The organism is Rhodopseudomonas boonkerdii, assembly GCF_021184025.1.
GTDB classification, from domain to species: domain Bacteria; phylum Pseudomonadota; class Alphaproteobacteria; order Rhizobiales; family Xanthobacteraceae; genus Tardiphaga; species Tardiphaga boonkerdii.
In genome coordinates this window covers 3,807,298-3,828,496 of record NZ_CP036537.1, presented here as the reverse complement: position 1 = coordinate 3,828,496, position 21,199 = coordinate 3,807,298, and the positions used below count along the sequence as shown (strand labels likewise).

Here is a 21,199-nt window from a genome sequence, read left to right as displayed (position 1 = left end):
CCGTAAGGCGTTCAAGGTTAACGCGGCGTTACATATACCCCTTTTGCGCGACCGTTTGGGACAGAGCCGGACTGAAGTCGCGCGCGGATATCGTCAGCTGACGCCTTCATACACCATCAGGCCGCGGGCAGCCTGCAGCTTGCGCATCACGCGCGGTACAAAGCGCTGCGGCTGATGCGCGAGATAACGATAGGACGTGACTTGCATCGGCCCGAGGCGTCCGTTGAACGGCGTCATGGGCGCCAGGAGGCCGGTGAGGCTGATGGGCGTATGAGCGCGTGCCGCAAAGGGCAGTAACAGCAATTCCAGATGAGCCTTGTCGCCGAATTCAGTATGGGCCGCGATGCCCGCTACGGCAACCAGCAATTCCTCGGAGACGACGGTGATGATCTCCTCGATCTCGCCGCGGCCGGCAAGGGTGAAGAGCTCCGGAAACGGCTTGTTCTTCAGATCGCGGCCGAGCAGGGCACAAACTCTGGTACCGGCGACCCGGAACGGAAAATCGGCGGCCTTGTCGTAGCCGAGCACGAAAATGTCACCGAGCAGCTCGCGCATCGGGCCGGGCTCGATCTCGCTGCGATCGGGTGCACGCGCATAACCGCGCTTTTCGTCCCAATAGGCGAAAAACTTCCGGTTCGAAGGATGTTTCATGCGCGCTGATCCTGACCGGTAAGCTGGCGATCAGGGACAAATCTGTCCCGAATCCATCCATTGCTGACCGCTATATGTTGTGCAGACAGGTCATTGCAGCGTCCATGCCGAAACCGCGTTTTCCACTGAGTCGGTTCGGCTTTGCGGTGTTAACGTTATCTTCACCATATTCTTGCGCGCCGGGGGACAACGGGTATCCTGCTCTCACTCCAGAGCGGAGCGGGTTGTCTCCAGCAGTCCGATCCGTGCGCTTGCACAGGGTTGTCGTCAAACAAGACGGTCACCGCGCGGGGAGGGGTGGGGGTGTCGGCCTTTTGGCTGATGGTACGTCGCCCGGCGCGGGAAGATCGATCAGACCAGGGAGGGCCTTTCTCAGAGGCTCTCCCTTTTTGTTTCACATGATCGCTGTCAGGCCGGCTGAGGCACGATCACGGCGACACTCAGCCCGCCGAGCGGCGATCGTTCCAGTTCCATCCGTCCGCCATAGGCCTCGGCAAGATCGCGCGTGATGGCGAGACCGAAGCCGGTGCCGGGGAGGCTCTCGTCCCAACGCAGTCCGCGCCCGATCTGTTTCATTTGTTCGGCACGCAGACCGGGGCCATCGTCGTCCACTCGCAGTACGGTATGATTGCTGTTCTGCGTCACGGTGAGCTGTACGCGTGTCGCTGCCCATTTGCGGGCGTTGTCGAGCAGATTAGCCAGAATTTCGGTGAGGTCGCCTTCGTCGCCGGGAAAGTGGGCTTCGCCAGCGATGGCGCAATCCCATTGCAGACCGCGATCGTCGGGCAGGCGCCGCAACGCACGAACGATCTTGTCGGCGACGGGCCCGACCGGGATGGCGCCGCGACTCAATGCGGCCGAGACACCGGCTCGCGCCCGTGCCAGCACGCGATCGACTTGCTTGCCCATCAGCAAGATCTGCTCGTCGATGGGATCTGCAAGCTCGCTGCGATCGTCGTGTCGCGCCTGCCTGGCAACAGCGCCAAGAACCGCCAACGGCGTTTTCAATCCATGGGCAAGATCGGCTGCGTGCGTTCTTGCGCGCTCCAATGCGGCATCCTGAAAGTCGATCAGCCGGTTGAGATCGTTGACCACCGGCTGCACTTCTTCCGGGAAACGGCCACCGAGCGTGCGGCTGCTGCCGGCATGAATGCGCCGTAGTCCGCTCCGCAGTTCGTCGAACGGACGCAAAGCGAGGCGGATGAAGATCGACATCGCGACGATGAGGATGAAGCCAAGCGCGCTCAGAGACAATGCCAGCAGTCTGAACAGATATTGCTGGGAGGCAGCGAGATCAGTTCTGTCCAATGCGGCGACGATCTGCAGGCGGGCATCCGGTCCGGATGGGGATGTCACCGTGATGGTCTGCACGACGGCCAGCAGCCTGGCATGATCGGGGCCGGCGAGATCGGTGGTCCAGCGCGCATCCACGTGCTGCGCTTCCGGGACGGTGAGCGAGTAGTCCCAGAGCGAGCGTGAGCGCGCGCGGTTTTCACCATGACTGATCTGCCAATAGAGGCCGCCATAGGGCTTCTCGAAACGTGGATCGGACATCGGCGCTTCCAGCGAGGGCACCCCGCTCGCGTCGACCTTCACCTGTGCTGCAAGCGCCACGACGATCTGACCGAGTTCCGCCGCGGCGCGGCGTTCGATCTCCTGATTGAAGATGGTTCGAAGCCCGAATGCGGCGAGGCTGAGTGCGATGGCGATCGCAAGCGCAGCCGCGCAGCTCAGCCGGAACAGAAGCGAGCGCGGGTTCACGATGGCTCCGCCGGAATACAATAGCCGCGACCGCGATGGGTTTCGATCAGGGGAATGCCCAGCTTTTTGCGCAGCCGCGCGACGATGGCTTCGACGGCGTTGATGTCCCGATCGGTATCTCCGGCATGAATGTGTTCGAGCAATTCGCCTTGCGACATCGTGCGTCCGCGATGCAGAAGCAGATAAGCGAGCAGGCGATATTCCATCGCCGTGAGTGCGAGCGAACGGCCATCGATGGTCGCGGTTTGTGAGCGTGTGTCGAGTTCGAGCAGGCCGGCCTTGATCAAGGACGAAGCTTGTCCGGCCGCACGACGGGTGATCGCGCGCAACCTTGCCAGCAGTTCTTCCATCTGGAACGGCTTTGCCAGATAGTCGTCGGCGCCGGCATCGATGCCTTCCACCTTGTCGCGCCAGCCGTCGCGTGCGGTGAGCACCAGCACCGGTGTCGCGATCCCAGCCTCGCGCAGCCGGCGCAGTACGGTGAGCCCATCGAGTTTGGGCAAGCCGAGATCGAGTACGATGGCATCGTAATCTTCCGTCTCGCCCTTGAACCAGGCTTCGTTGCCGTCGGCGACCGTTTCCACTACATAATTCGCAGCTTCCAGTCCGCCGCGAATGTCTGCTGCGATGCGTGGCTCGTCCTCTACCACCAGAATGCGCATGGTTCAGTCGATCTTGATGACCGCGAGGGTCTGCGCATTGATTTCGATCTCGCGGCGTTTGCCGGATTCGGTGAGCACCTTGATCTCATAGACCCAGATTCCATCGTCGCGATCGAGTTCGATCTTGATGATCTCGCCCGGCAGTTTGTCGCGGGCTATTGCCAGCACGTCGTTCAACGGGCGAATCTCACCGCTCCTCAGTGCCTGCAAGGCACAGTCCTGCGCGCGCTTGCAATCGGACTTGTCATCTTTGGCAATTGCACTTGGCATCGTGACGCTGCCGGCGATCAGAGCGCCGAGTACGGTGCCGATCAATATGCCGTTGCGGGTGATTACGCTGGCGCGCATCGTCATCGCGTGCTCCGGGGAAGCTCGTGGTTCATCTAGCCAGCGCGGACTCGCGGATGTGCGTTGCCGTTTTCTTGAGTGGTGTGTCATCGGTCTCGCTGGCAAGATCGTTTGACGCATCCATTGGCCGGCGTGCGTTGGCTGCAACGTGACCTCTGCCGGCCGGTGCCGTCAAGCCGGCTGCCGCGCAGACCAGAATCATCAGGATCACGAAAGTGTCGAGACGCAATTCCACCGCAGCCATCAATGGCAGGGTGATGGCAATCAGGAACATGGCAGGCAACATGGGACACCTCCGATGGGTTGAACGTGGCCCGATCCTACCGATGGCTCGCTGACGGCTCCCTGACAGGTCGTGTCAGGAAGCCGTCGGCCGCCATGTGGCATCACGGTGCCACAACACATCACAAGGGAATTGTCATGAAATACGCTGCCGTCGCTTTGATCGCCGCCTCGCTTGGCCTCGCTGTAGACATCGCCCACGCCGATGACGTCGCCTGCAAGTCGGCTGCAGCTGGACAAGGCTTTTCGATCGAGAGGGCGATCGAAAAGGCCGAAGCCTTGGGTTATTCGGTCAAGAAGGCCAAGCGCAGCAAGGGCTGCTGGGAGATCGAGGGCTTCGACCGCAACGGCGCCGAAGTTGAGGTGCGGGTGGATCCGGGGTCTGGCGAAATTGTCAAATCGTCGAAATGGCGAAATGACAGGTTCTCGAACTGATCGCGACGCGGCCCGGATGGGGCGGCGGATGTTGATGCCCCCATCTTGCATCGCGGCACAAAACCCGCCTATCTGGAGCGTCGCTCGCGAGAGCCGTTACCCACCGTTGCCGCCTTGGACCCATCGGACAATCCCCCGCGCGAACCGATCCTGACCCTGCCGGGCGCGCTGACGGCCTATATCGGGTTGCTCGCGGCCATCCATATCGTTCGCGCCCTGCTGCCGGTGGATCTGGAATACTGGACCATCGAGCTGTTCGGCTTCATCCCCAAGCGTTACGACCAGACATTGCTGTCGATGCCGTTCCCGGGCGGGACCGGGGCGGAGATCTGGACGTTCGTCACCTATTCGCTGCTGCACGCCAATCTCAGCCATATCGGCTTCAACATTTTGTGGCTGCTGCCGTTCGGCAGCGCACTGGCACGACGCTTCGGCGCGGTGCGGTTCTTCCTGTTCATGGCGATGACGGCGATAGCCGGCGCGGCTGCGCATCTGGTCACCCACGAGCACGAACTTGCGCCCATGATCGGCGCCTCGGCCTCGGTCTCCGGTGCGATGGCGGCGGCGATCCGCTTTGCGTTCGTGCGCGGCAGCTTCCTGTCGTTCAACCGCGGTGATGCCGACCAGGCGGCGCGCGTACCGGCGCTGCCGCTCTTCCAAGCTCTGCGCGATCCACGCGTGATCGGCTTTCTCGCCGTATGGTTCGGCGTTAACATTATTTTCGGGATGGGTTCGATTGCGGTCGGCAGCGAGGGCGCGACCGTTGCATGGCAGGCGCATATCGGCGGCTTTTTCGCCGGTCTGCTGCTGTTCTCGCTGTTCGATCCCATCGCGCGGGTGCAACGCGCCGATCGCGAGCCATCCCCGACGGACATGCCGGATTTGCGCTAGACGCGCCCTCGCATCTTGCGGGTGCGGTGCACTTCCCCCATCATTACAAATTAGACAGGTGACTCATGCCGGCTGGTTCGGCTCCCGAGGCCGAATCCGTTCTGCGTGAGCGGTGGTTCGGCTCGATCACCTATCTGCACGACCATCGAGCTCCACCTCCGTACCCGCTTGTTGGGAACAAGAACGAAAGACCGTGCTCATTTGAAGCGCCTGGTCAGTGAGGAGGCAAACAAATGCTGGTTAGTGCAATTCTCGACGGTAAAGGTCATCACATCGTCAGCGTCGCGCCGAGCGAAAAAGTATCCTCGGTGGTCAAGCTGCTCGCCGAGCGGAAGATTGGCGTCGTTCTGGTGATGACGAAGCAACAGATCGAAGGCATCTTTTCCGAGCGCGACATCGTGCGCGTCATCGCAGAGCGCGGTGCCGGTGCGCTGGAGGAGGACGTCGGGACCGTGATGACACGCAAGGTCGTGACCTGTTCGCCGTCCGATACGGTAGGTTGGATCATGGAGCGGATGACCAACGGCAAGTTCCGCCATCTGCCGGTGCTCGATGGTGGCCGTGTGGTCGGGCTGATCTCGATCGGCGACGTCGTCAAGTCGCGCGTCAGCGAATACGAGCACGAGCAGGAGGCGCTGCGCGAATATATCGGGACGGCTTGAGCCGTCGCGTTCGGGATCACTGCTCCTGCGAAGCAGCCGGTTTTTTCTGCGCCACGGGCGGCGCAGGCGATCTGGCTGCTTCGGGGACCAGCATCTCGATGGCTTCCTGGATGCCTTCGATGGCCCGCTCGGTCGCGCGGGAGCCATGTTTGATCATGTCGTCGGCGCGATGAAAATCGAACAGGCCGAACTGGCCGACGCGCGGCGCGATATGCATGTCGGGCGGATCGCCCGCAAGCCGGGCGCGGGTGATCCGATCCTGCATGATGTTGAAGGCATCGATCATCACGGTGGAGATGCCAGGGCGCTCGCTGCTGCCGAAGAATTCACGTTTCACGGTGCGTTCGGCCGAGAAGAAGCTGGTGAAGCTGCGCTTCGGCTTCACCGGCACTTCCGGTTCGACCGCTGGCTCAGCCGGCTCGGCGCTGCTGCCATGGTCGAAGATCGTGATCGAATGGCCGAACACGTCGTTGCTGAGATTGACGGCGATGACGATTTCGGCGCCGAGCGCACGGGCCGCGGAGACGGGAACCGGATTGACCAGGGCACCGTCCACCAGCCAGCGATCGCCGACCAGGATGGGGGAGAAAATACCGGGCAGGGCGTATGAGGCGCGCATGGCGTCCACCACACGACCGTGTGTAAGCCAGATTTCATGCCCCGTGCGCACTTCCGTGGCTACGGTGGCGAATTTCACCGGCAGATCCTCGATCAGCTGCGCGCCGATGGAGGCTTCGAGCTGGGCGGCCAGCTTGTTGCCGCCGATCAGGCCGGATCCGTTCAGACGGATATCGAGATAGCCGAAAATGTTACGTGGCTGCAGTCCGCGCGCCCATTCTTCGAGCGTATCGAGGTGGCCGGTGGCATAGCAGCCGCCGACCACGGCGCCGATAGACGTGCCGACCACGACGTTGGGAACGATGCCATGCGCGAGAAGCGTGCGCAGCACGCCGATATGGGCGAATCCGCGGGCAGCGCCGCCGCCGAGCGCCAGCCCGACCACCGGTCGGCGAACGCTGCCGAGACCCGGTTTGTCGCGGCCGCTCGCGCCGTTCTGGCTGCGCCCCATCAGTAACTCCAGCACACGAAAACTCCCAACGTTCCCAGCCATTCTAGGCGTAACGACGCCATCATGCCAGACGATCGACCGTTCATCATTTACGCGATGTATCCGACACTTAGGCCCCGAATATGACTGCATATCGACGCCCGGAGGACTATTCGCATGGAGGCTGCCGCGGGCCGTGGGCGGTTTGGCCCGAACGTCGCGGTATCTTCGTCAAGGCTTGAATTTGCCGTGTTTTCGTTGAAAAGCATGTCAATGACGACGTGGGGTCCTGATTTGCACATATCCGGCCGGGGCGGGCGGCTGGCTTTGGCGCTAGCGCTCGTGCTGACGCATGGAGTCATGTTTTTCAGTCCCGCCGCCGCGCAGTTTTTCAGCGACCGTCCGGCCCCGATTCCACCCGCGAATATTCCGGACATACCTTCGGGCCCGGCCATCAGTCTGGCCCCGCCTTCCGGGCCCGCGGCGGCGCCTGCGCTGCCCGCTCCTCTGCTGCAGCCCCCCGTCGCCAATGTCGCGCCCCCGGCGCCGTCGCCCGTGCAGACGCCGGTCGCGCCTCCTCAAGGCACGCTGGCCCTCAGCGCGCGCTACGGCAAGGATCTGCCGTCCATCAATGGCGGACTGGTCTGGCGTGTTTACTCGGATCGCCCGGACGAGACGGGGTCCTTCAAACTGCTGCGGGAAGACCGCACCGCAACCCCGAACATCCCGTTGCCGCCCGGCAGCTACGTGGTGCATGTGGCGCTTGGCCTCGTCAGTGCTGTCAGGCCCGTCACCATCAAGTCCGATGTCGATCGCGAGGCCTTTCTGCTTCCGGCCGGCGGACTGCGTATCGAAGGACGCGTCGGCTCCAGCAAGATCCCATCTAACCAGATCTCTTTTGCGATCTACAAAGGCAGCCAGTTCGACGGTGGCGAGCGCTCACCGCTGCTGCCGAATGTCGCTGCCGGCGACGTCGTGATGATGCCGGAAGGGACCTACTATATCGTCTCCAATTACGGCGATGCCAATTCGGTGGTGCGTTCGGACATCCGCGTGCAGGCGAGCAAGCTTACCGATGTCACCGTCACGCACCGCGCCGCTGTCATCACCATGAAGCTGGTGAGCGACAAGGGAGGCGAGGCGCTCGCCAATACCGCATGGTCCGTGATCACACCGGCCGGCGATGTCATCAAGGAATCCATCGGCGCCTTTCCAAAGGTGACGCTGGCTGAAGGCGAGTATCGTGCCATCGCCAAGAACGAGGGCAAGGTATTCGAGAAGCCGTTCAACGTCGTCAACGGCGTCGATGGTGAAATCGAAGTGATCGCGCGCTAGCTGTTTAGTCCCGGCATTTGCTGGAGCGGATTGAGCCTGAATCGTTATAGCCGGGACGTCCTGCATTTGCAGGTGTATTCGTAAGGCGTGAGGCCCTTCAGCCTGAACGCAGTTGCGTTCAGTCTGAGGAGGCCTAGCGGCGCAATTACGCCGCTGACAGCGCCATCTCGAACCATGAGCTAGCTTGGCTCAGAGTGCGCGGCCATCCTTCGAGACGCCGCTGCGCGGCTCCTCCGGTGAGTCTATGTCCTGGTTGCTGCGATATCCGCGCATTCGCATCGAATGCGAGTGAACTGTCATTCCACTGTCATTGTTGTGAATCGCGGACTAACCATCGCGCGAGTTTCCGTCGTGGCATGACTGCGTCGCAGCCTCCAACCGCGAAACATTTACACGGCATTAAGCAGCAGCCCTTGAATAGCGGATACCGCTACAAGTTTCGCAAGGATGTGTCGTGATCGCGGCCGAGAAGTTGTCTGCCAGTACGGACGTCAAAGTTTTCGACGATATCCCAGCGTTGCAACGCAAGTGGCAGGCGGCCGTGCGGCCGGGCCAGATGCTTCCCGGCTACGAAGAGGTGATGCTCGGCAGCCTCGGCCGTATGGCGGATCACATCGTGCTGCTGAAATCCCGGGGCGACGGCTACGAAATCTCCCGCAGCGGGCGCTATGTCCAGCAATGGCTGGGCGACGAGCGTTGGGACATTCCGCTCGATGTCGTGCCGCCGGATTGCGCAAGGGCATTGACCGAGGCGGCCAATTGCGCGCTGCAGACGGGACGGCCGCATCTCGCTTCGACGCATTGCGTGCGCGATGGCCTCGTCCAGACCTACGACATTCTGGCGCTGCCGACCGCGTCGCGTTGGGGCATCAGGCTTGTGGGCGCCTATATCAACGAACAGGGGCCGCGCTACAATCTGGTGGATGCGATCTTCTCTTCCACCGACGAGGGCATCGTCTCGCTCGCGGCAATCCGGAATTCGGCCAACCGCGCCTTCGATTTCCAGATTGTGCATCATAATCAAGGCGCAGCCCGTCTCCTGAAAGTCGCGGCACCCGATCTGCAATGGCGCAGGCTGAGCGAGGGCGGCCACGCGCTGTGTCTGCCCGATGTCACGCGCTGGTTGCTGTCGATGATCGCCGAGAAGACGAACGGCTCGGAAGCCAGCGGCCGTCTCGAGATCGATAGCGACGAACGCAATCTGCGTCTCACCGCCACCGCCTTCGGCGATCTGGTGTCGCTGACCGTTTCCGACATCACGGAAATCAAGCGGCGCGATGCTTCGTTCAGATTGCTGTTCGACGGAAATCCGATGCCCATGTGGGTGTTCGAGGCCGAGACCATGCGCTTTCTCAGCGTCAACGATGCTGCTATCGCGCATTACGGCTATGAACGGGAAGCTTTCCTGCGCATGGGGTTGAGGGAGATCTGGCCCCGCGACGAATGGGAGGCACATACGCGTGCGCTGACGCAGCATGGCGACAGCTATCAATCCGATCGGAACTGGCGCCACATCAAGGCCGACGGAACCGAGATTCAGGTTCTGACCTATGGCCGCCGTGTCGTGTTCGACGATCGCGAGGGCTTTCTCGTCGCGATCGTGGACATCACCGAGCGACGCAAGGCCGAAGCGCGAGTCGCACATATGGCGCATCACGATGCGCTCACCGATCTTCCCAACCGTGTCTTCTATCAGGAACGTCTCGCGCAGGCGTTGGATCATCACGATCCCGATCGCCATGTCGCGGTGCTGTGTATCGATCTCGACCTGTTCAAGAACGTCAATGACTCCTTCGGTCATCCGACCGGCGATCGCCTCCTCAAGCAGGTCGCCGAACGCATGCGCGGCGAAGTCCGTGGCAACAATCTCGTTGCCCGCCTTGGCGGCGACGAATTTGCCGTCGTGCTGACGTCCGATGTGACCTTGAACGAGGTCAATGAATTTGCAGCTCGGTTGATTCAGGCGGTTAGCGCTCCGTACGATATGGGCGACGATCTCGAAGTTGTCATCGGCGCCAGCATCGGCATCGCGCTGTCGCCGGGCGACGGCACGACGAGCGAGGAGCTGATGCGCAATGCCGATATGGCGCTGTATCGCGCCAAGGCCGAAGGCGGCAATGTGCATCATTTCTTCGAGCGCGAGATGGATCGTCAGGCGCAGAAGCGCCGCGACATGGAACTCGACCTGCGCAGCGCTTACGCGGACGGCGACTTCGAACTACACTATCAGCCATTGGTGGACATCGACGCCGATCGCATTGTCGGCTTCGAAGCCCTGCTGCGCTGGAAGCATCCCGATAAGGGCATGATCTCGCCAGCCGACTTCATTCCCGTCGCCGAGGATATCGGCCTGATCGTGACGCTCGGCGAATGGGTGCTGCGCAGTGCCTGCGCCGAAGCTGCCAAATGGCCAGACGATGTGAAGATTGCCGTCAATCTCTCGCCGGTGCAGTTCCGCAGCCGCAATCTCGTCCAGGTCGTCGTTGCGGCGCTGGCCTATTCGGGTCTCTCGCCGCATCGGCTGGAACTGGAAATCACAGAGTCGGTGTTCCTTGCCGAGACCGAAACCAATATTGCCACGCTGCATCAGCTTCGTGCGCTCGGCGTTCGCATCTCGATGGACGATTTCGGCACCGGCTATTCGTCGCTGAGCTATCTCCGTAGCTTCCCGTTCGACAAGATCAAGATCGACCGTTCTTTCGTGAAGGATCTGGTCGAGCGGCCGGACTGCATGGCGATCGTGCGCGCGATCTCGGGTCTTGGCCGCAGCCTGAACATCACCACGACGGCCGAAGGCGTCGAGACGATGGAGCAGCTCGAACGGCTGCGCGCCGAGGGCTGCAACGAAGTGCAGGGCTATCTGTTCAGCGCCGCGAAGCCGGCGGCCGAACTTGGCGCACTGCTCGAGAAGTTCGGCTCCTGCGCGACACAGGCAGCGTGAGAGTCGTATCTGTAGGGCGGATGAGCGAAGCGTAATCCGCCCGCCGAGGTCATTGCTGAAACTCCGCGGCGGATTACGCTGCGCTCATCCGCCCTACGGCTGCGCATCAAAACCGCGTCACCAGATCCTTCAGCTCCGGCCGCGGCCGGTCCTCGATCACGCGATCCGGCTTGCCGCCGATATGGATGAAGCCGGCCAGTTTCTCCTCGGCGGCGAGACCGAGGCCCGCCAGCACATCGCGATCGAAAGCGTACCAGCCCGTGAGCCAGTTGGCGCCATAGCCGAGCGCGGTTGCGGCGGCGACGATGTTCATGCAGCTCGCGCCGGCAGACAGTTCCTGCTCCCAGGCAGGCACTTTCGGGTGCTGCTTGAGCGAGGACACCACCGCAATCACCAGCGGCGCCTCGGTGAGACGCTGTTTCTCCGCTTCAACCGTCTCATGTGGCGCATCCGGATTCTTGCGGGCGAACACGGCGGCGATCACATTTCCTGCGCGTTTGCGGGCATCGCCCTCGAACACGATGAAGCGCCAGGGCGCCAGTTTGCCATGATCCGGCACCCGTGCGCCGATGGTCAGGATGGTGTCGAGCTCGGAGGGAGAGGGGCCCTTGCCCTGCATCTCGCGCGGCTTGACGGAACGGCGGGTCTTCAGAAATTCGATGGTGTCGGCCACGGCAAAGTCTCACATGAAGCGATCAGGGCCGCTTAGCACACGCAACCGCATCTCACGAGGCGTGCGGTCGGCTTTTAGACCGATTGTGAGCGCGCAATTGCGTGATCTGGCGCCCGCAAATCAGGTCCTCTTTCGTTCGGGCATCTTCGCGGCGCGATCCAGCAGATCGCGCCCGAGATCCTCCAGCACCTCGCGCGACGCGAGATACAGGCTGTGGCCTTGCTCGGTCTCCAAAGCCAGCGCCACCACGTCCGGACGATTGGGGTCCGGAATCAGCTGATAAGACCGCAGCGGATAGGCTTCGATCTCGATCTCATCATCGTCACTCATGGCTCGGCTCCATCAGTCGTCCCTGCGAGGAACATAGCGACGAAGCAATCCAGCAACTTACAAGGAAGAACTGGACTGCTTCGCCCGAACGAACTGCTACGTAATTCGTCGGGGCTCGCCATGACGAGGTCGTTATTAGCTCGCTCTTGCGCGCTTCACGTCCGGCGGGGTGGCTTCATCCACCAATGCAGCGATGGCTTCCTCGGTGGACATCACCTTCTGGCCCTCGCTGCCGAGGCGGCGGACCGAGACCGAGTGGGTCTCGGCTTCCTTCTTGCCGACCACGAGAAGCGCGGGGATCTTGGCCAGCGAGTGCTCACGGACCTTGTAGTTGATCTTCTCGTTGCGGAGGTCGATCTCGACGCGGAGGCCGGCCTTGCGGGCCGCGGCGGCGACCACCTTGGCGTATTCGTCGCCTTCCGAGGTGATGGTGGTGACCATCACCTGCGTCGGCGCCAGCCAGAGCGGGAAGTTGCCGGCATAGTGCTCGATCAGGATGCCGATGAAGCGCTCCATCGAGCCGCAGATCGCACGATGCACCATGACAGGCGCCTTCTTCGATCCGTCGGCATCGATATAGAACGCGCCAAAGCGTTCCGGCAGGTTGAAGTCCACCTGCGTGGTGCCGCATTGCCAGTCGCGGCCGATGGCGTCGCGCAGCACATATTCGAACTTCGGCCCGTAGAACGCGCCTTCGCCCGGCGATATCTCGGTCTTGATGCGACCGCCCGACTGCGCCTCGATGGTCGAGAGCACCGTGGCCATCACGCGCTCGGCGTGATCCCACATCTCGTCGGTGCCGACGCGCTTCTCCGGACGGGTGGAGAGCTTCACCACGATGTCGCCGAAGTCGAAGTCGGTATAGGTCGACAGGATCAGGTCGTTGATCTTCAGGCATTCCTCGGCGAGCTGTTGCTCGGTGCAGAACACATGGGCGTCGTCCTGGGTGAAGCCGCGCACGCGCATCAGACCGTGCATGGCGCCCGACGCTTCATAGCGATGCACCACACCGAATTCGGCGAGACGCAGCGGCAGGTCGCGATAGCTCTTCAGCCCGTGCTTGAAGATCTGCACATGGCCGGGACAGTTCATCGGCTTCAGCGCGAACCAGCGCTTGTCCTCGGCCTCGTCGCCGGCGGACTGTGCCGCGAACATGTTTTCGCGATACCAGCCCCAATGGCCCGAGGTCTCCCACAGTCCCTTGTCGAGGATCTGCGGCGCGTTCACCTCGTCATAGTCGCCGGCGAGGCGGCGGCGCATATAGGCGATCAGCGCCTGGAAGATGGTCCAGCCCTTCGGATGCCAGAACACGACGCCCGGGCCTTCCTCCTGGAAGTGGAAGAGGTCGAGCTCGCGGCCGAGCTTGCGGTGGTCGCGCTTCTCCGCTTCCTCGATCTGTTTGAGATAGGCGTCGAGGCCTTCCTGCTTGGCGAAGGCGGTGCCGTAGATGCGCGTCAGCATCGGATTGTTGCTGTCGCCGCGCCAATAGGCACCGGCAACCTTCATCAGCTTGAAGGCGTTGCCGATCTTGCCCGTCGAGGTCATGTGCGGACCGCGGCACAAGTCGAACCAGTCGCCCTGGTAATAGATCTTGATCGGCTCGTTGCCGGGAATGGCATCGACCAGCTCGACCTTGAAGGCCTCGCCCTTGTCGCGGAACACCTGCTTGGTCTTTTCGCGGTCCCATACTTCCTTGGTGAAGGGTTTGTCGCGCTGGATCAGCTCGCGCATCTTCTTCTCGATGGCGGCGAAGTCCTCCGGCGTGAACGGCTCCTCGCGGTAGAAGTCGTAGTAGAAACCGTTCTCGATCACGGGACCGATGGTCACCTGGGTCGAGGGCCACAGCGTCTGCACGGCTTCGGCGAGCACATGCGCGCAATCGTGCCGGATCAGCTCCAGCGCGCGGGGATCCTCGCGGTTGATCAGCTCGAGCTTGGCATCGGCGGTGATGGGATCGTTGAGGTCGCTTACCACGCCGTCCAGCGCCATGGCGACGGTGCGCTTGGCGAGCGAGGGCGAGATGCCCTTGGCGATGTCGAAGCCGGTTGTGCCCTTCGGATACTGGCGCACGGCGCCGTCCGGGAAGGTGAGGTTCACATTGTTCTGGTCGGCGGGGGTAAGGTTGGCGAGGCCGAATTTGAATCCGGACGCAGGCGTATCTTTCTCGGACATATCGTTCTCCTGTGGCTCACTCCTGCACACGGGCGCAGGTAAGCGGGAACAGCGGTATAGCAGGCGATTCGGGTGATGCAACACCGCGACGGCAGGGGGCTGGCATGGTTTGACGCGGTCACCGTTGCATCACTAAAATACCGCACCTTGTCCCAACCTCGCCCCTTCGCCCCCACCGCACTCATGATCGGCAATTTCGTCACCGGCATCGGATTGCTGGGGCCGACGGCGATGCTTGGCGAGTTGTCGGCCGGGCTTGGCGTCACGATCCGGGAAGCGGGACTTCTCATCACGTTCGGCGCGGTGATGCTGTGCATCTGCTCGCCGCTGATGTCCTGGCTGACCAGCCGCGTCGAGCGCCGGCACATGCTGATCGGCGTGATCGTGGTGGTCGCGGCGTGCAATCTCGCCTCGGCCTTTGCGCCGAATTACGCCGTCCTGCTGGCGATACGCCTCGTGATGTGCATCGCTGCCGCGCCTTATACGCCGCAGGCGGCCGGGGTTGTCGGCATGCTGATGCCACCCGAAAAGCGCGCGAGCAGCGTCGCTTACGTTTTTCTCGGCTGGACGCTCGCCGCGGCCGTCGGTCTGCCGCTCGTGACCTTCATCGCGAGCCGGTTTGGCTGGCGCGAAGTGTATGGGGTCGTCGGCGTGATGAGCTGTATCAGCCTTGCGCTGCTGGTGTGGCGGATTCCACGCGGCTTGTTCGGCGCGCCGGTCGATCTGTCCACATGGTCGGCGCTGGCGCGCAACCGGCTCGTGTTGCTGCTGCTCTCGATCACCACCCTGCAGATAGCCGGGCAGTTCTCGATCTTCACCTTCATGGCGCCGCTGCTCGAACGTCTCGCCGGAGCGGGGCATGACGCGGCGGCTTCCGTGTTCGCGATCTACGGCGTGTGCGGCTTCCTCGGCATCATGACGGCGACGCGCATCGTCGATCATTGGGGGCCGCTGCGAACCTCCATCCTCTCGACCTCACTCGTGCTGGCGGGGATGTCGGTGTGGACCTTCGGTGCCGGCCATCTCGCCGTGATGGCGTTTGGCGTCGCGATCTGGGGTCTCGGCTTCGGCGCCATCACGTCGATGCAGCAGGTGCGTCTGATCATGGCTGCGCCGGCTGCGGGAGCCGCGGCCGTGTCGCTCAACACCTCGATGCTCTATGTCGGTCAGGCCGTCGGATCGGGCATCGGCGGACTGCTGTTCGCCGGCGGTTTCTTCCATGCGTCGGGCTTTGCCGCGATGGCGTTTCTCGCCGCCGCCCTGTCGGCAATTTTGTGGAGCCGGCGTTTTGCCAAATCCGCAGCGGTCTGACGGCCTCAGCCGCTTGCGTCATTGACGCCGCGCCAGCGCGCATACCGCCAGGGCAGATACCAGCGCGCGTGGGGAGGCGCCGTTGCCGTCACATTGTCGATCCCCGAGGTTCCCCAGGGCTGGCAGCGCAGCAGACGGGCCAATGTCATCCAGCCGCCGGCCCAGAGGCCATAGCGCTCGATCGCCTCGTCGCCATAGACCGAACATGACGGAATGTGACGGCAGTTGAAGCCGACCAGAGGCGAAAAGGTGTGGCGGTAGAGCCAGATTGCACCGCGGCCAAGGTTCCGTGGGCTCCGTCGGATGATACCGATGCACTGCGGGCACGCGGATGGGTGGTCCATGATCTGCTTGCTATCGGATCGGTCAGGGTTTGCCGGGTTTCAGTGCAGGGAACCGTAGCGCTTATGCACTGGGGTCACACCTGCCAGTTTATCGCATGCGGTGCAGCAAAAGTAACTGGACGTGGGGCGCGCGCAGGATAGGTTTTGACAACGCGCATGTGACGGAATCATGAGCGTTCGATGTAGCCATTGCTCAGTTGCCAGCTCCCATGTGAGCGCGGGAAAGGAACCGGGTTGAGCTCGATGCGGTCGTTTCGTTCGAATGGGTCGGCGCTGCTGCGCGCGATTGCCGTTTGCATCGCACTGCCGGGCTTCGCGGGCGCATTCTCGGCTACCGTCGCTTCCGCCGCCGTCCTCGAAGAACGCAAACTGCCGATGCGCTTCACGTGGGTGGCCTGCGAGCCGAATTGCCGTGGCTGGTTCACCGCCGTCGGCATCGTGACCGGCGATACACCGAAGGATTTCGACGAATTCGCCAGCAGCCACGATCTCGGTGGCGCCACCGTCGTGCTGGATTCCTCCGGTGGCTCCGTCAATGACGCCATCGCGATCGGCCGCCGCTGGCGCAAGCTGGGTCTGCGCACCACGGTGGGGTCCTCGATCGAGTTGCAGTCGTCGTCGGGCGTGATGAAGCCGGCGGTGCTGCCGCAGGCCTATTGCGAATCCATGTGCGTCTTCCTGCTGCTGTCAGGCAAGACACGCTATGTGCCCGACGAGGCGCATGTCCGCGTGCACCAGATCTGGATGGGCGACCGCGCCGACGATCCGAAGGCGGCGAACTATACGGCGCAGGACCTGATGATCGTGCAGCGCGATGTTGGCCGTCTCGCCAAATATACGGTGGAAATGGGGGGCTCCGGAGACCTGCTCTCGCTCTCGCTCAGTGTTCCGCCGTGGGAAGATCTGCACCGCCTGACGACGGATGAGCTGAAGCTTTCCAACCTTGTCACGACCTATCAGGTCGATGACGTGCTGCCGCAGGAGCGCGCGCCGGAAGCGACCCCTGTGGCCTCGCTGGCGCCGAAGATGATCCAGGATCGCTTCATCAGCGGCGAGGAGCACCAGAAGCAGCCGGTGGCATCGACGGTCTCGACGACCAAGACCGCGGAAATCCAGACCCCTACCGGAGGCGCGGTTACGGCGCCGTCCAGATAATATCGGTGTAGATCAGGCCGGCGCGTTTTCCGTCTTGCCGGATTTTGCCTCGATCTGCCCGATGGCATCGACCACCGCGTCGAAGGTCAGCAGTGTCGAGGCGTGCCGCGCCTTGTAGTCGCGCACGGGTTCCAGGGCGGCGATATCGGCCCATTTCCCATCGGTCGGCGGCGCTCCGTTTTCCTTCAGCATTTTCCGGACGGTCTCACGCAGCGCGCGGAGCTCGCCGGCCGTGGAGCCGACCACGTGTCGCGCCATGATCGAGGAGGACGCCTGGCCGAGCGCGCAGGCCTTCACGTCATGGGCGAAATCGGTGACCACATCGCCATCCATGGCGAGGTCGATCTTCACCGTGGAACCGCACAATTTGGAATGCGCAGTGGCGCTGGCGTCGGGCGAGGGCAGGCGGCCGAGGCGCGGAATATTACCGGCCAGCTCGATGATGCGCTTGTTATAGATGTCGTTCAGCATCTCATGGACCTTAACTCTGCCACCGTTTCCAAATGTCGCTGCCGGGCGCTGCCCTTGGCGGGGATGGCGAGGAACCTTATATAGGGATGCGGCCCGGCGAAAGAACGCTGGCAGGTCGCTGGATCGCCGGAATTTGAGAATTCCATCCGGCGCCGGCGACGTTATGTTTTGACGGTTTCAGGCGTCCGGCGGGTTACCGCCCCGTCTGCCCGGTGACACCTCCGGCCTCACAATTTTGGCCGGTCGAACGGAGAGAAGATGGACGCTGTGATCAAACCCATTCGCAACGCTGCTGACGGCGCCAAAGCTGACGGCAAAAAGGAATTCCGGCCAGCCCAGCTCGACCCCGCCGAATTTCTCGCCGCCGCAGTCGATCCCGAACAGAACCGCCCCTCGCGCGCCGAAGCCGAAAAGGCCGTGCAGACGCTGCTGGCCTATATCGGGGAGAATCCGCAGCGCGAAGGTCTGCTCGACACGCCACGCCGGGTCGTCGAGGCTTATGACGAAGTGTTTCAGGGCTATCACCAGTCGCCCGCCGAGGTGCTGAACAAGACTTTTGGCGAGACTGCGGGCTATGACGATTTCGTGCTGATCCGCGACATGGGCTTCGTCTCCCATTGCGAACATCACATGATGCCGTTCTACGGCAAGGCGCATATCGCCTACACGCCGGTCGAGCGCGTCGTCGGTCTGTCCAAGCTGGCGCGTCTGGTCGATATCTTCGGCCATCGTCTGCAGACCCAGGAACATCTCACCGCACAGCTCGCTGCTGCGGTGGACGAGGTGCTGAAGCCGCGCGGCGTCGCCGTGATGGTGGAAGCCGAGCATACCTGCATGTCCGCCCGCGGCATCCGCAAGGAAGGCTCGCGCACCTTCACCACGCGCTTCACCGGCAATTTCCGCGACAATCCCGCCGAACAGGCGCGGTTCATGTCGATGATCCAGGCGATGTCGCGCTGATGTTCTAACCTCTCCCCGCTTGCGGGGAGAGGTCGCCGCGCCTTCGCGGCGGGTGAGGGGGCTCTCCATTGGCTCCGCCGCTCGCGGAGAGTCCCCCTCATCCGCCCGCGCTACGCGCGGTCACCTTCTCCCCGCTTGCGGGAAGAAGGCAGAAGCGCCGCTCCGACCCCGAGAGACTCCCGTGTCCCACGATCACGCCCTCGAAGAATCCCTCGCGCTCACTCCGACATTCGACGCCAACGGCCTCGTCACCGCCGTCGTGACCGACGTCGCCAATGGCGACGTGCTGATGGTCGCGCACATGAACGACGAGGCGCTGCGCAAGACCATCGAGACCGGCGACGCCTGGTATTACAGCCGCTCGCGCAAGGCGCTGTGGCGCAAAGGGGAGAGCTCCGGCAAGACCCAGCGCGTCGCCGAGATGCGGATGGACTGCGATCAGGACGCCGTCTGGATCAAGGTCGAGCAGATCGGCGGCGCCGCCTGCCACACCGGCCGCCGCTCGTGCTTTTACCGCGCCATCACCAAGGGCGAGGACGGCGCGGCCAAGGTGTCGTTCGTGGATGCGGAGAAAGTGTTCGATCCGGCTGCGGTCTATAAATAGTCCGTAGCCCGGCTGGTGGCGTTCCGGGCGCTAAACCAGCCGGTCCGCCACGTCCTGCCGCGACTTGCCGGAATTGATCCCGGTCGGGTCGGCAATCATGTCCACATAGTCGATTGCCGCGGACCGGAGTTTGCCGTCCTTCACGGTCATCACGCCGGACAGCGTTTGAATGTTGAGCCCGCGGATATTGTAGTTCTTCCACGCCTCGGCCTGCTTCTTCTCGTCGTTCGTTGATTTCTTCTGCTCGTTATAGAGATCCAGCGACGCCTGCGCGGCCTTCAGCGCGCTAAGGCCGGAGACCTCCTTGAGCTCCTTGGCGAGATCGGGATTCTCGCTGAACATCTTTTCGATCTTCGCCTTCCACGGTCCCTCGGCGGTCACGTTGCCGAATGTGTCGACCTTGAGGTGTGTGGCAAATTCCGGCGGCACATTGAGGCGGGACAATATCTCGGACAGTCGCTTGCCCAGCGCGTCGGTGCGCTCGGTCAGGATTTCGTCGAACGACTTCGTCAGGTTGCGAGTCGCGTCCTGGTCTGCCTGCGCCTTGGCGATGATCGATTTCGCACGATCGGAGAGTTCGATCACCGTTGCCGACGTGGGCCGGCCGATGAGGAAGGGGGTGGCGGGTTCGGCATGCCTCTGGTTGCAGCGCCGTCCTTATCCTTGCCACCGGCATCACGCGCAAGGGCGCCGCTCATCCCATTGCTGATCGCGACCATGGCTGTCTCCGAATCGGTGGGTGTCGACACAGATAGAAACATTCGGGAGTTAATGCAGCCTTCTAGGTTTAACATTCAATTAACCATGATTGCTGCACTGTGTCCGTAGCTTCGGTGTGGCTGACGGCGTCCGGATGTCGGGAGCCGCCTGCGCGGAAGCGGGGCAGGGCATGGCGGTCGAGGCGACCAATCTCTTCGCAGTGAATTCGACGCGCAGTCAGGTGGCGGGCGCGATCCGGAATGCTGCCGGCATCACCGGTACCAGCTTCGAATATCTGCTCGCCACCGCCAAGATGGAATCGAATTTCGATCCCAAGGCGACCGCGACGACGTCCTCCGCCAAGGGCCTGTTCCAGTTCATCGAGCAGACCTGGCTCGGAACGGTGAAGGAAGCCGGCAGCAAGCTCGGCTACGGCGCCTATGCCGATGCGATCACCAAATCCCCGTCAGGCACTTACTCCGTGAGTGATCCGCAGGCCAGGGCGGCGATCCTGAAGTTGCGCGACGACCCTGTCGCGAGTTCGGCCATGGCCGGCGTGCTCACGCAATCCAACGGCTTCAAGCTCACCGGCGAGATCGGCCGGCGTCCGAACGATGCCGAGCTGTACATGGCGCATTTCATGGGCGTCGCCGGCGCATCGAAGCTGATCAACAACGCCACCAACAATCCGAACGTTTCGGGCGCGGCGCTCTTTCCCAATGCCGCCGCTGCCAATCGCTCGATCTTTTACGATCAGAACGGCGCTGCGCGCAGCGTGTCGCAAGTCTATTCGGTGCTGTCGTCGCGCTATGACGCCGCGGCCGGCTCGAGCGCCACGCGCAACGCCATCGTCGCTGCGGGCGGCCCGCTCGCGGTGTCCGGTGTCACCATGGCCCAGGCCGTTGCGCCTGTGACTGCATCGACGTCATCCAATGCCACGTTCCTGTCGCGCTTCCCCGATCTCGCCACCGCGCAGGTGGCAAGCTTCGCCGATGGCAGCTCGTCGACGATGTCGGCATCAACGATGCCTGAGCCGCCGATGTTCCGTTCGCTCTTTCAGGGCGGCGAACGCAGCCAGCCGATTTCCCCGGCAGTCCAGGAACTGTGGGGCAACAGGTCGTCGCTGACGTCGAATGCTTTGCCGAAGACGCCGGAGGTCGGCACGCCGAGGCCGCTTGATCTGTTCAGCGACCGGTTCGGAACCTTCAGCAGTTAGGCGCGCGCACGCACTCTGTTCCTCCCGCCTGAACGCAGTTGCGTTCAGGCGGAGGTGAGAAGGCGCGTAGCGCCGTCTGAAACCATGAGTTTGCCGGCTCGGAGTGTGCCGCCATCCCTTGCGAATGGCTGTGTCATTCGCTGGGAGACGCGCGCCGTGGGGCGCGCTCCTCAGAGTCTGACTCATAAAGCGGTCGAGGTGGTTTTCGACAGCTTTTGCTCGGAATAATGCCGGTTCAGCTCAGGATC

General features: G+C 62.7%; 22 protein-coding genes. 10 read left to right on the top strand and 12 right to left on the bottom strand.

Going from position 1 to position 21,199, the window contains the following annotated elements:
- Positions 1 to 93: 93 nt before the first annotated feature.
- The 5 genes from E0H22_RS17560 to E0H22_RS17540 all read right to left on the bottom strand — a co-directional run bounded on the left by E0H22_RS17560 (position 94) and on the right by E0H22_RS17540 (position 3,708).
- Positions 94 to 651, bottom strand: a complete 558-nt coding sequence (locus E0H22_RS17560) for a PAS domain-containing protein (protein ID WP_233022278.1) — start codon at positions 649 to 651, stop codon at positions 94 to 96.
- Between the two features lie 408 nt (positions 652 to 1,059).
- On the bottom strand, positions 1,060 to 2,412 hold the full coding sequence (locus tag E0H22_RS17555) for an ATP-binding protein (protein WP_233022277.1): 1,353 nt from the start codon (positions 2,410 to 2,412) through the stop codon (positions 1,060 to 1,062).
- Entirely contained in the window at positions 2,409 to 3,074 is a 666-nt protein-coding gene (locus tag E0H22_RS17550) for a response regulator transcription factor (RefSeq protein ID WP_233022276.1), read from the bottom strand. Before E0H22_RS17550 ends, E0H22_RS17555 begins: the two co-directional genes overlap by 4 nt.
- 3 nt (positions 3,075 to 3,077) lie before the next feature.
- Positions 3,078 to 3,428: a PepSY domain-containing protein gene (locus E0H22_RS17545; protein WP_233022275.1), complete on the bottom strand. Its 351-nt coding sequence runs from the start codon at positions 3,426 to 3,428 to the stop codon at positions 3,078 to 3,080.
- 25 nt (positions 3,429 to 3,453) lie between these two features.
- Positions 3,454 to 3,708, bottom strand: a complete 255-nt coding sequence (locus E0H22_RS17540; RefSeq protein ID WP_233022274.1) for a hypothetical protein — start codon at positions 3,706 to 3,708, stop codon at positions 3,454 to 3,456.
- Positions 3,709 to 3,842: 134 nt separating this feature from the next.
- On the opposite strand from E0H22_RS17540, the gene E0H22_RS17535 reads away from it, so the two are divergent.
- The 3 genes from E0H22_RS17535 to E0H22_RS17525 all read left to right on the top strand — a co-directional run bounded on the left by E0H22_RS17535 (position 3,843) and on the right by E0H22_RS17525 (position 5,692).
- Entirely contained in the window at positions 3,843 to 4,139 is a 297-nt protein-coding gene (locus E0H22_RS17535) for a PepSY domain-containing protein (RefSeq protein WP_233022273.1), read from the top strand.
- 114 nt (positions 4,140 to 4,253) lie between these two features.
- On the top strand, positions 4,254 to 5,030 hold the full coding sequence (locus E0H22_RS17530; protein ID WP_233022272.1) for a rhomboid family intramembrane serine protease: 777 nt from the start codon (positions 4,254 to 4,256) through the stop codon (positions 5,028 to 5,030).
- A 233-nt stretch (positions 5,031 to 5,263) separates the two neighbouring features.
- Positions 5,264 to 5,692, top strand: a complete 429-nt coding sequence (locus E0H22_RS17525; RefSeq protein ID WP_233022271.1) for a CBS domain-containing protein — start codon at positions 5,264 to 5,266, stop codon at positions 5,690 to 5,692.
- A gap of 16 nt (positions 5,693 to 5,708) precedes the next feature.
- Here the strand turns inward: E0H22_RS17525 and E0H22_RS17520 are convergent, their stop codons facing one another.
- Complete coding sequence (locus tag E0H22_RS17520; RefSeq protein WP_233022270.1) at positions 5,709 to 6,776, bottom strand: patatin-like phospholipase family protein; 1,068 nt, start codon at positions 6,774 to 6,776, stop codon at positions 5,709 to 5,711.
- A 324-nt stretch (positions 6,777 to 7,100) separates the two neighbouring features.
- On the opposite strand from E0H22_RS17520, the gene E0H22_RS17515 reads away from it, so the two are divergent.
- Together E0H22_RS17515 and E0H22_RS17510 are read left to right on the top strand one after the other, a co-directional pair.
- The gene (locus E0H22_RS17515; RefSeq protein ID WP_233022269.1) at positions 7,101 to 8,075 is read left to right on the top strand and encodes a hypothetical protein; all 975 of its coding nucleotides are present in this window, start codon (positions 7,101 to 7,103) and stop codon (positions 8,073 to 8,075) included.
- Positions 8,076 to 8,529: 454 nt separating this feature from the next.
- The gene (locus E0H22_RS17510) at positions 8,530 to 11,016 is read left to right on the top strand and encodes a putative bifunctional diguanylate cyclase/phosphodiesterase (protein WP_233022268.1); all 2,487 of its coding nucleotides are present in this window, start codon (positions 8,530 to 8,532) and stop codon (positions 11,014 to 11,016) included.
- Positions 11,017 to 11,122: 106 nt separating this feature from the next.
- Here E0H22_RS17510 and E0H22_RS17505 read toward each other — a convergent pair whose 3' ends face one another.
- The 3 genes from E0H22_RS17505 to thrS all read right to left on the bottom strand — a co-directional run bounded on the left by E0H22_RS17505 (position 11,123) and on the right by thrS (position 14,191).
- Entirely contained in the window at positions 11,123 to 11,689 is a 567-nt protein-coding gene (locus E0H22_RS17505) for a nitroreductase family protein (protein WP_233022267.1), read from the bottom strand.
- 120 nt (positions 11,690 to 11,809) lie between these two features.
- Positions 11,810 to 12,019 carry a hypothetical protein gene (locus tag E0H22_RS17500; protein ID WP_233022266.1) on the bottom strand — a complete coding sequence of 70 codons (210 nt, stop codon included), beginning with the start codon at positions 12,017 to 12,019 and terminating at the stop codon, positions 11,810 to 11,812.
- A gap of 135 nt (positions 12,020 to 12,154) precedes the next feature.
- Entirely contained in the window at positions 12,155 to 14,191 is a 2,037-nt protein-coding gene (thrS, locus tag E0H22_RS17495; RefSeq protein ID WP_233022265.1) for a threonine--tRNA ligase, read from the bottom strand.
- Positions 14,192 to 14,374: 183 nt separating this feature from the next.
- Between thrS and E0H22_RS17490 the strand changes: the two genes are divergently transcribed.
- A complete protein-coding gene (locus tag E0H22_RS17490; RefSeq protein ID WP_233026409.1) occupies positions 14,375 to 15,502 on the top strand; it encodes an MFS transporter in 1,128 nt (375 codons plus the stop codon).
- A 5-nt stretch (positions 15,503 to 15,507) separates the two neighbouring features.
- On the opposite strand, the gene yidD is transcribed toward E0H22_RS17490, so the two are convergent.
- Positions 15,508 to 15,846 carry a membrane protein insertion efficiency factor YidD gene (yidD, locus tag E0H22_RS17485; protein ID WP_233022264.1) on the bottom strand — a complete coding sequence of 113 codons (339 nt, stop codon included), beginning with the start codon at positions 15,844 to 15,846 and terminating at the stop codon, positions 15,508 to 15,510.
- Positions 15,847 to 16,089: 243 nt separating this feature from the next.
- Between yidD and E0H22_RS17480 the strand changes: the two genes are divergently transcribed.
- On the top strand, positions 16,090 to 17,001 hold the full coding sequence (locus E0H22_RS17480) for a COG3904 family protein (protein ID WP_233022263.1): 912 nt from the start codon (positions 16,090 to 16,092) through the stop codon (positions 16,999 to 17,001).
- Positions 17,002 to 17,013: 12 nt separating this feature from the next.
- Here E0H22_RS17480 and E0H22_RS17475 read toward each other — a convergent pair whose 3' ends face one another.
- The gene (locus E0H22_RS17475) at positions 17,014 to 17,472 is read right to left on the bottom strand and encodes an iron-sulfur cluster assembly scaffold protein (RefSeq protein ID WP_233022262.1); all 459 of its coding nucleotides are present in this window, start codon (positions 17,470 to 17,472) and stop codon (positions 17,014 to 17,016) included.
- A 258-nt stretch (positions 17,473 to 17,730) separates the two neighbouring features.
- Between E0H22_RS17475 and folE the strand changes: the two genes are divergently transcribed.
- Positions 17,731 to 18,432 (top strand): GTP cyclohydrolase I FolE, encoded by a 702-nt coding sequence (gene folE / locus E0H22_RS17470; RefSeq protein WP_233022261.1) that lies wholly within the window; start codon positions 17,731 to 17,733, stop codon positions 18,430 to 18,432.
- Between the two features lie 181 nt (positions 18,433 to 18,613).
- Positions 18,614 to 19,036, top strand: a complete 423-nt coding sequence (gene hisI / locus E0H22_RS17465; protein WP_233022260.1) for a phosphoribosyl-AMP cyclohydrolase — start codon at positions 18,614 to 18,616, stop codon at positions 19,034 to 19,036.
- 30 nt (positions 19,037 to 19,066) lie between these two features.
- On the opposite strand, the gene E0H22_RS17460 is transcribed toward hisI, so the two are convergent.
- Complete coding sequence (locus E0H22_RS17460) at positions 19,067 to 19,621, bottom strand: hypothetical protein (protein ID WP_233022259.1); 555 nt, start codon at positions 19,619 to 19,621, stop codon at positions 19,067 to 19,069.
- A gap of 304 nt (positions 19,622 to 19,925) precedes the next feature.
- Between E0H22_RS17460 and E0H22_RS17455 the strand changes: the two genes are divergently transcribed.
- On the top strand, positions 19,926 to 20,951 hold the full coding sequence (locus tag E0H22_RS17455; protein ID WP_233026408.1) for a transglycosylase SLT domain-containing protein: 1,026 nt from the start codon (positions 19,926 to 19,928) through the stop codon (positions 20,949 to 20,951).
- The last annotated feature ends 248 nt before the right edge of the window (positions 20,952 to 21,199 follow it).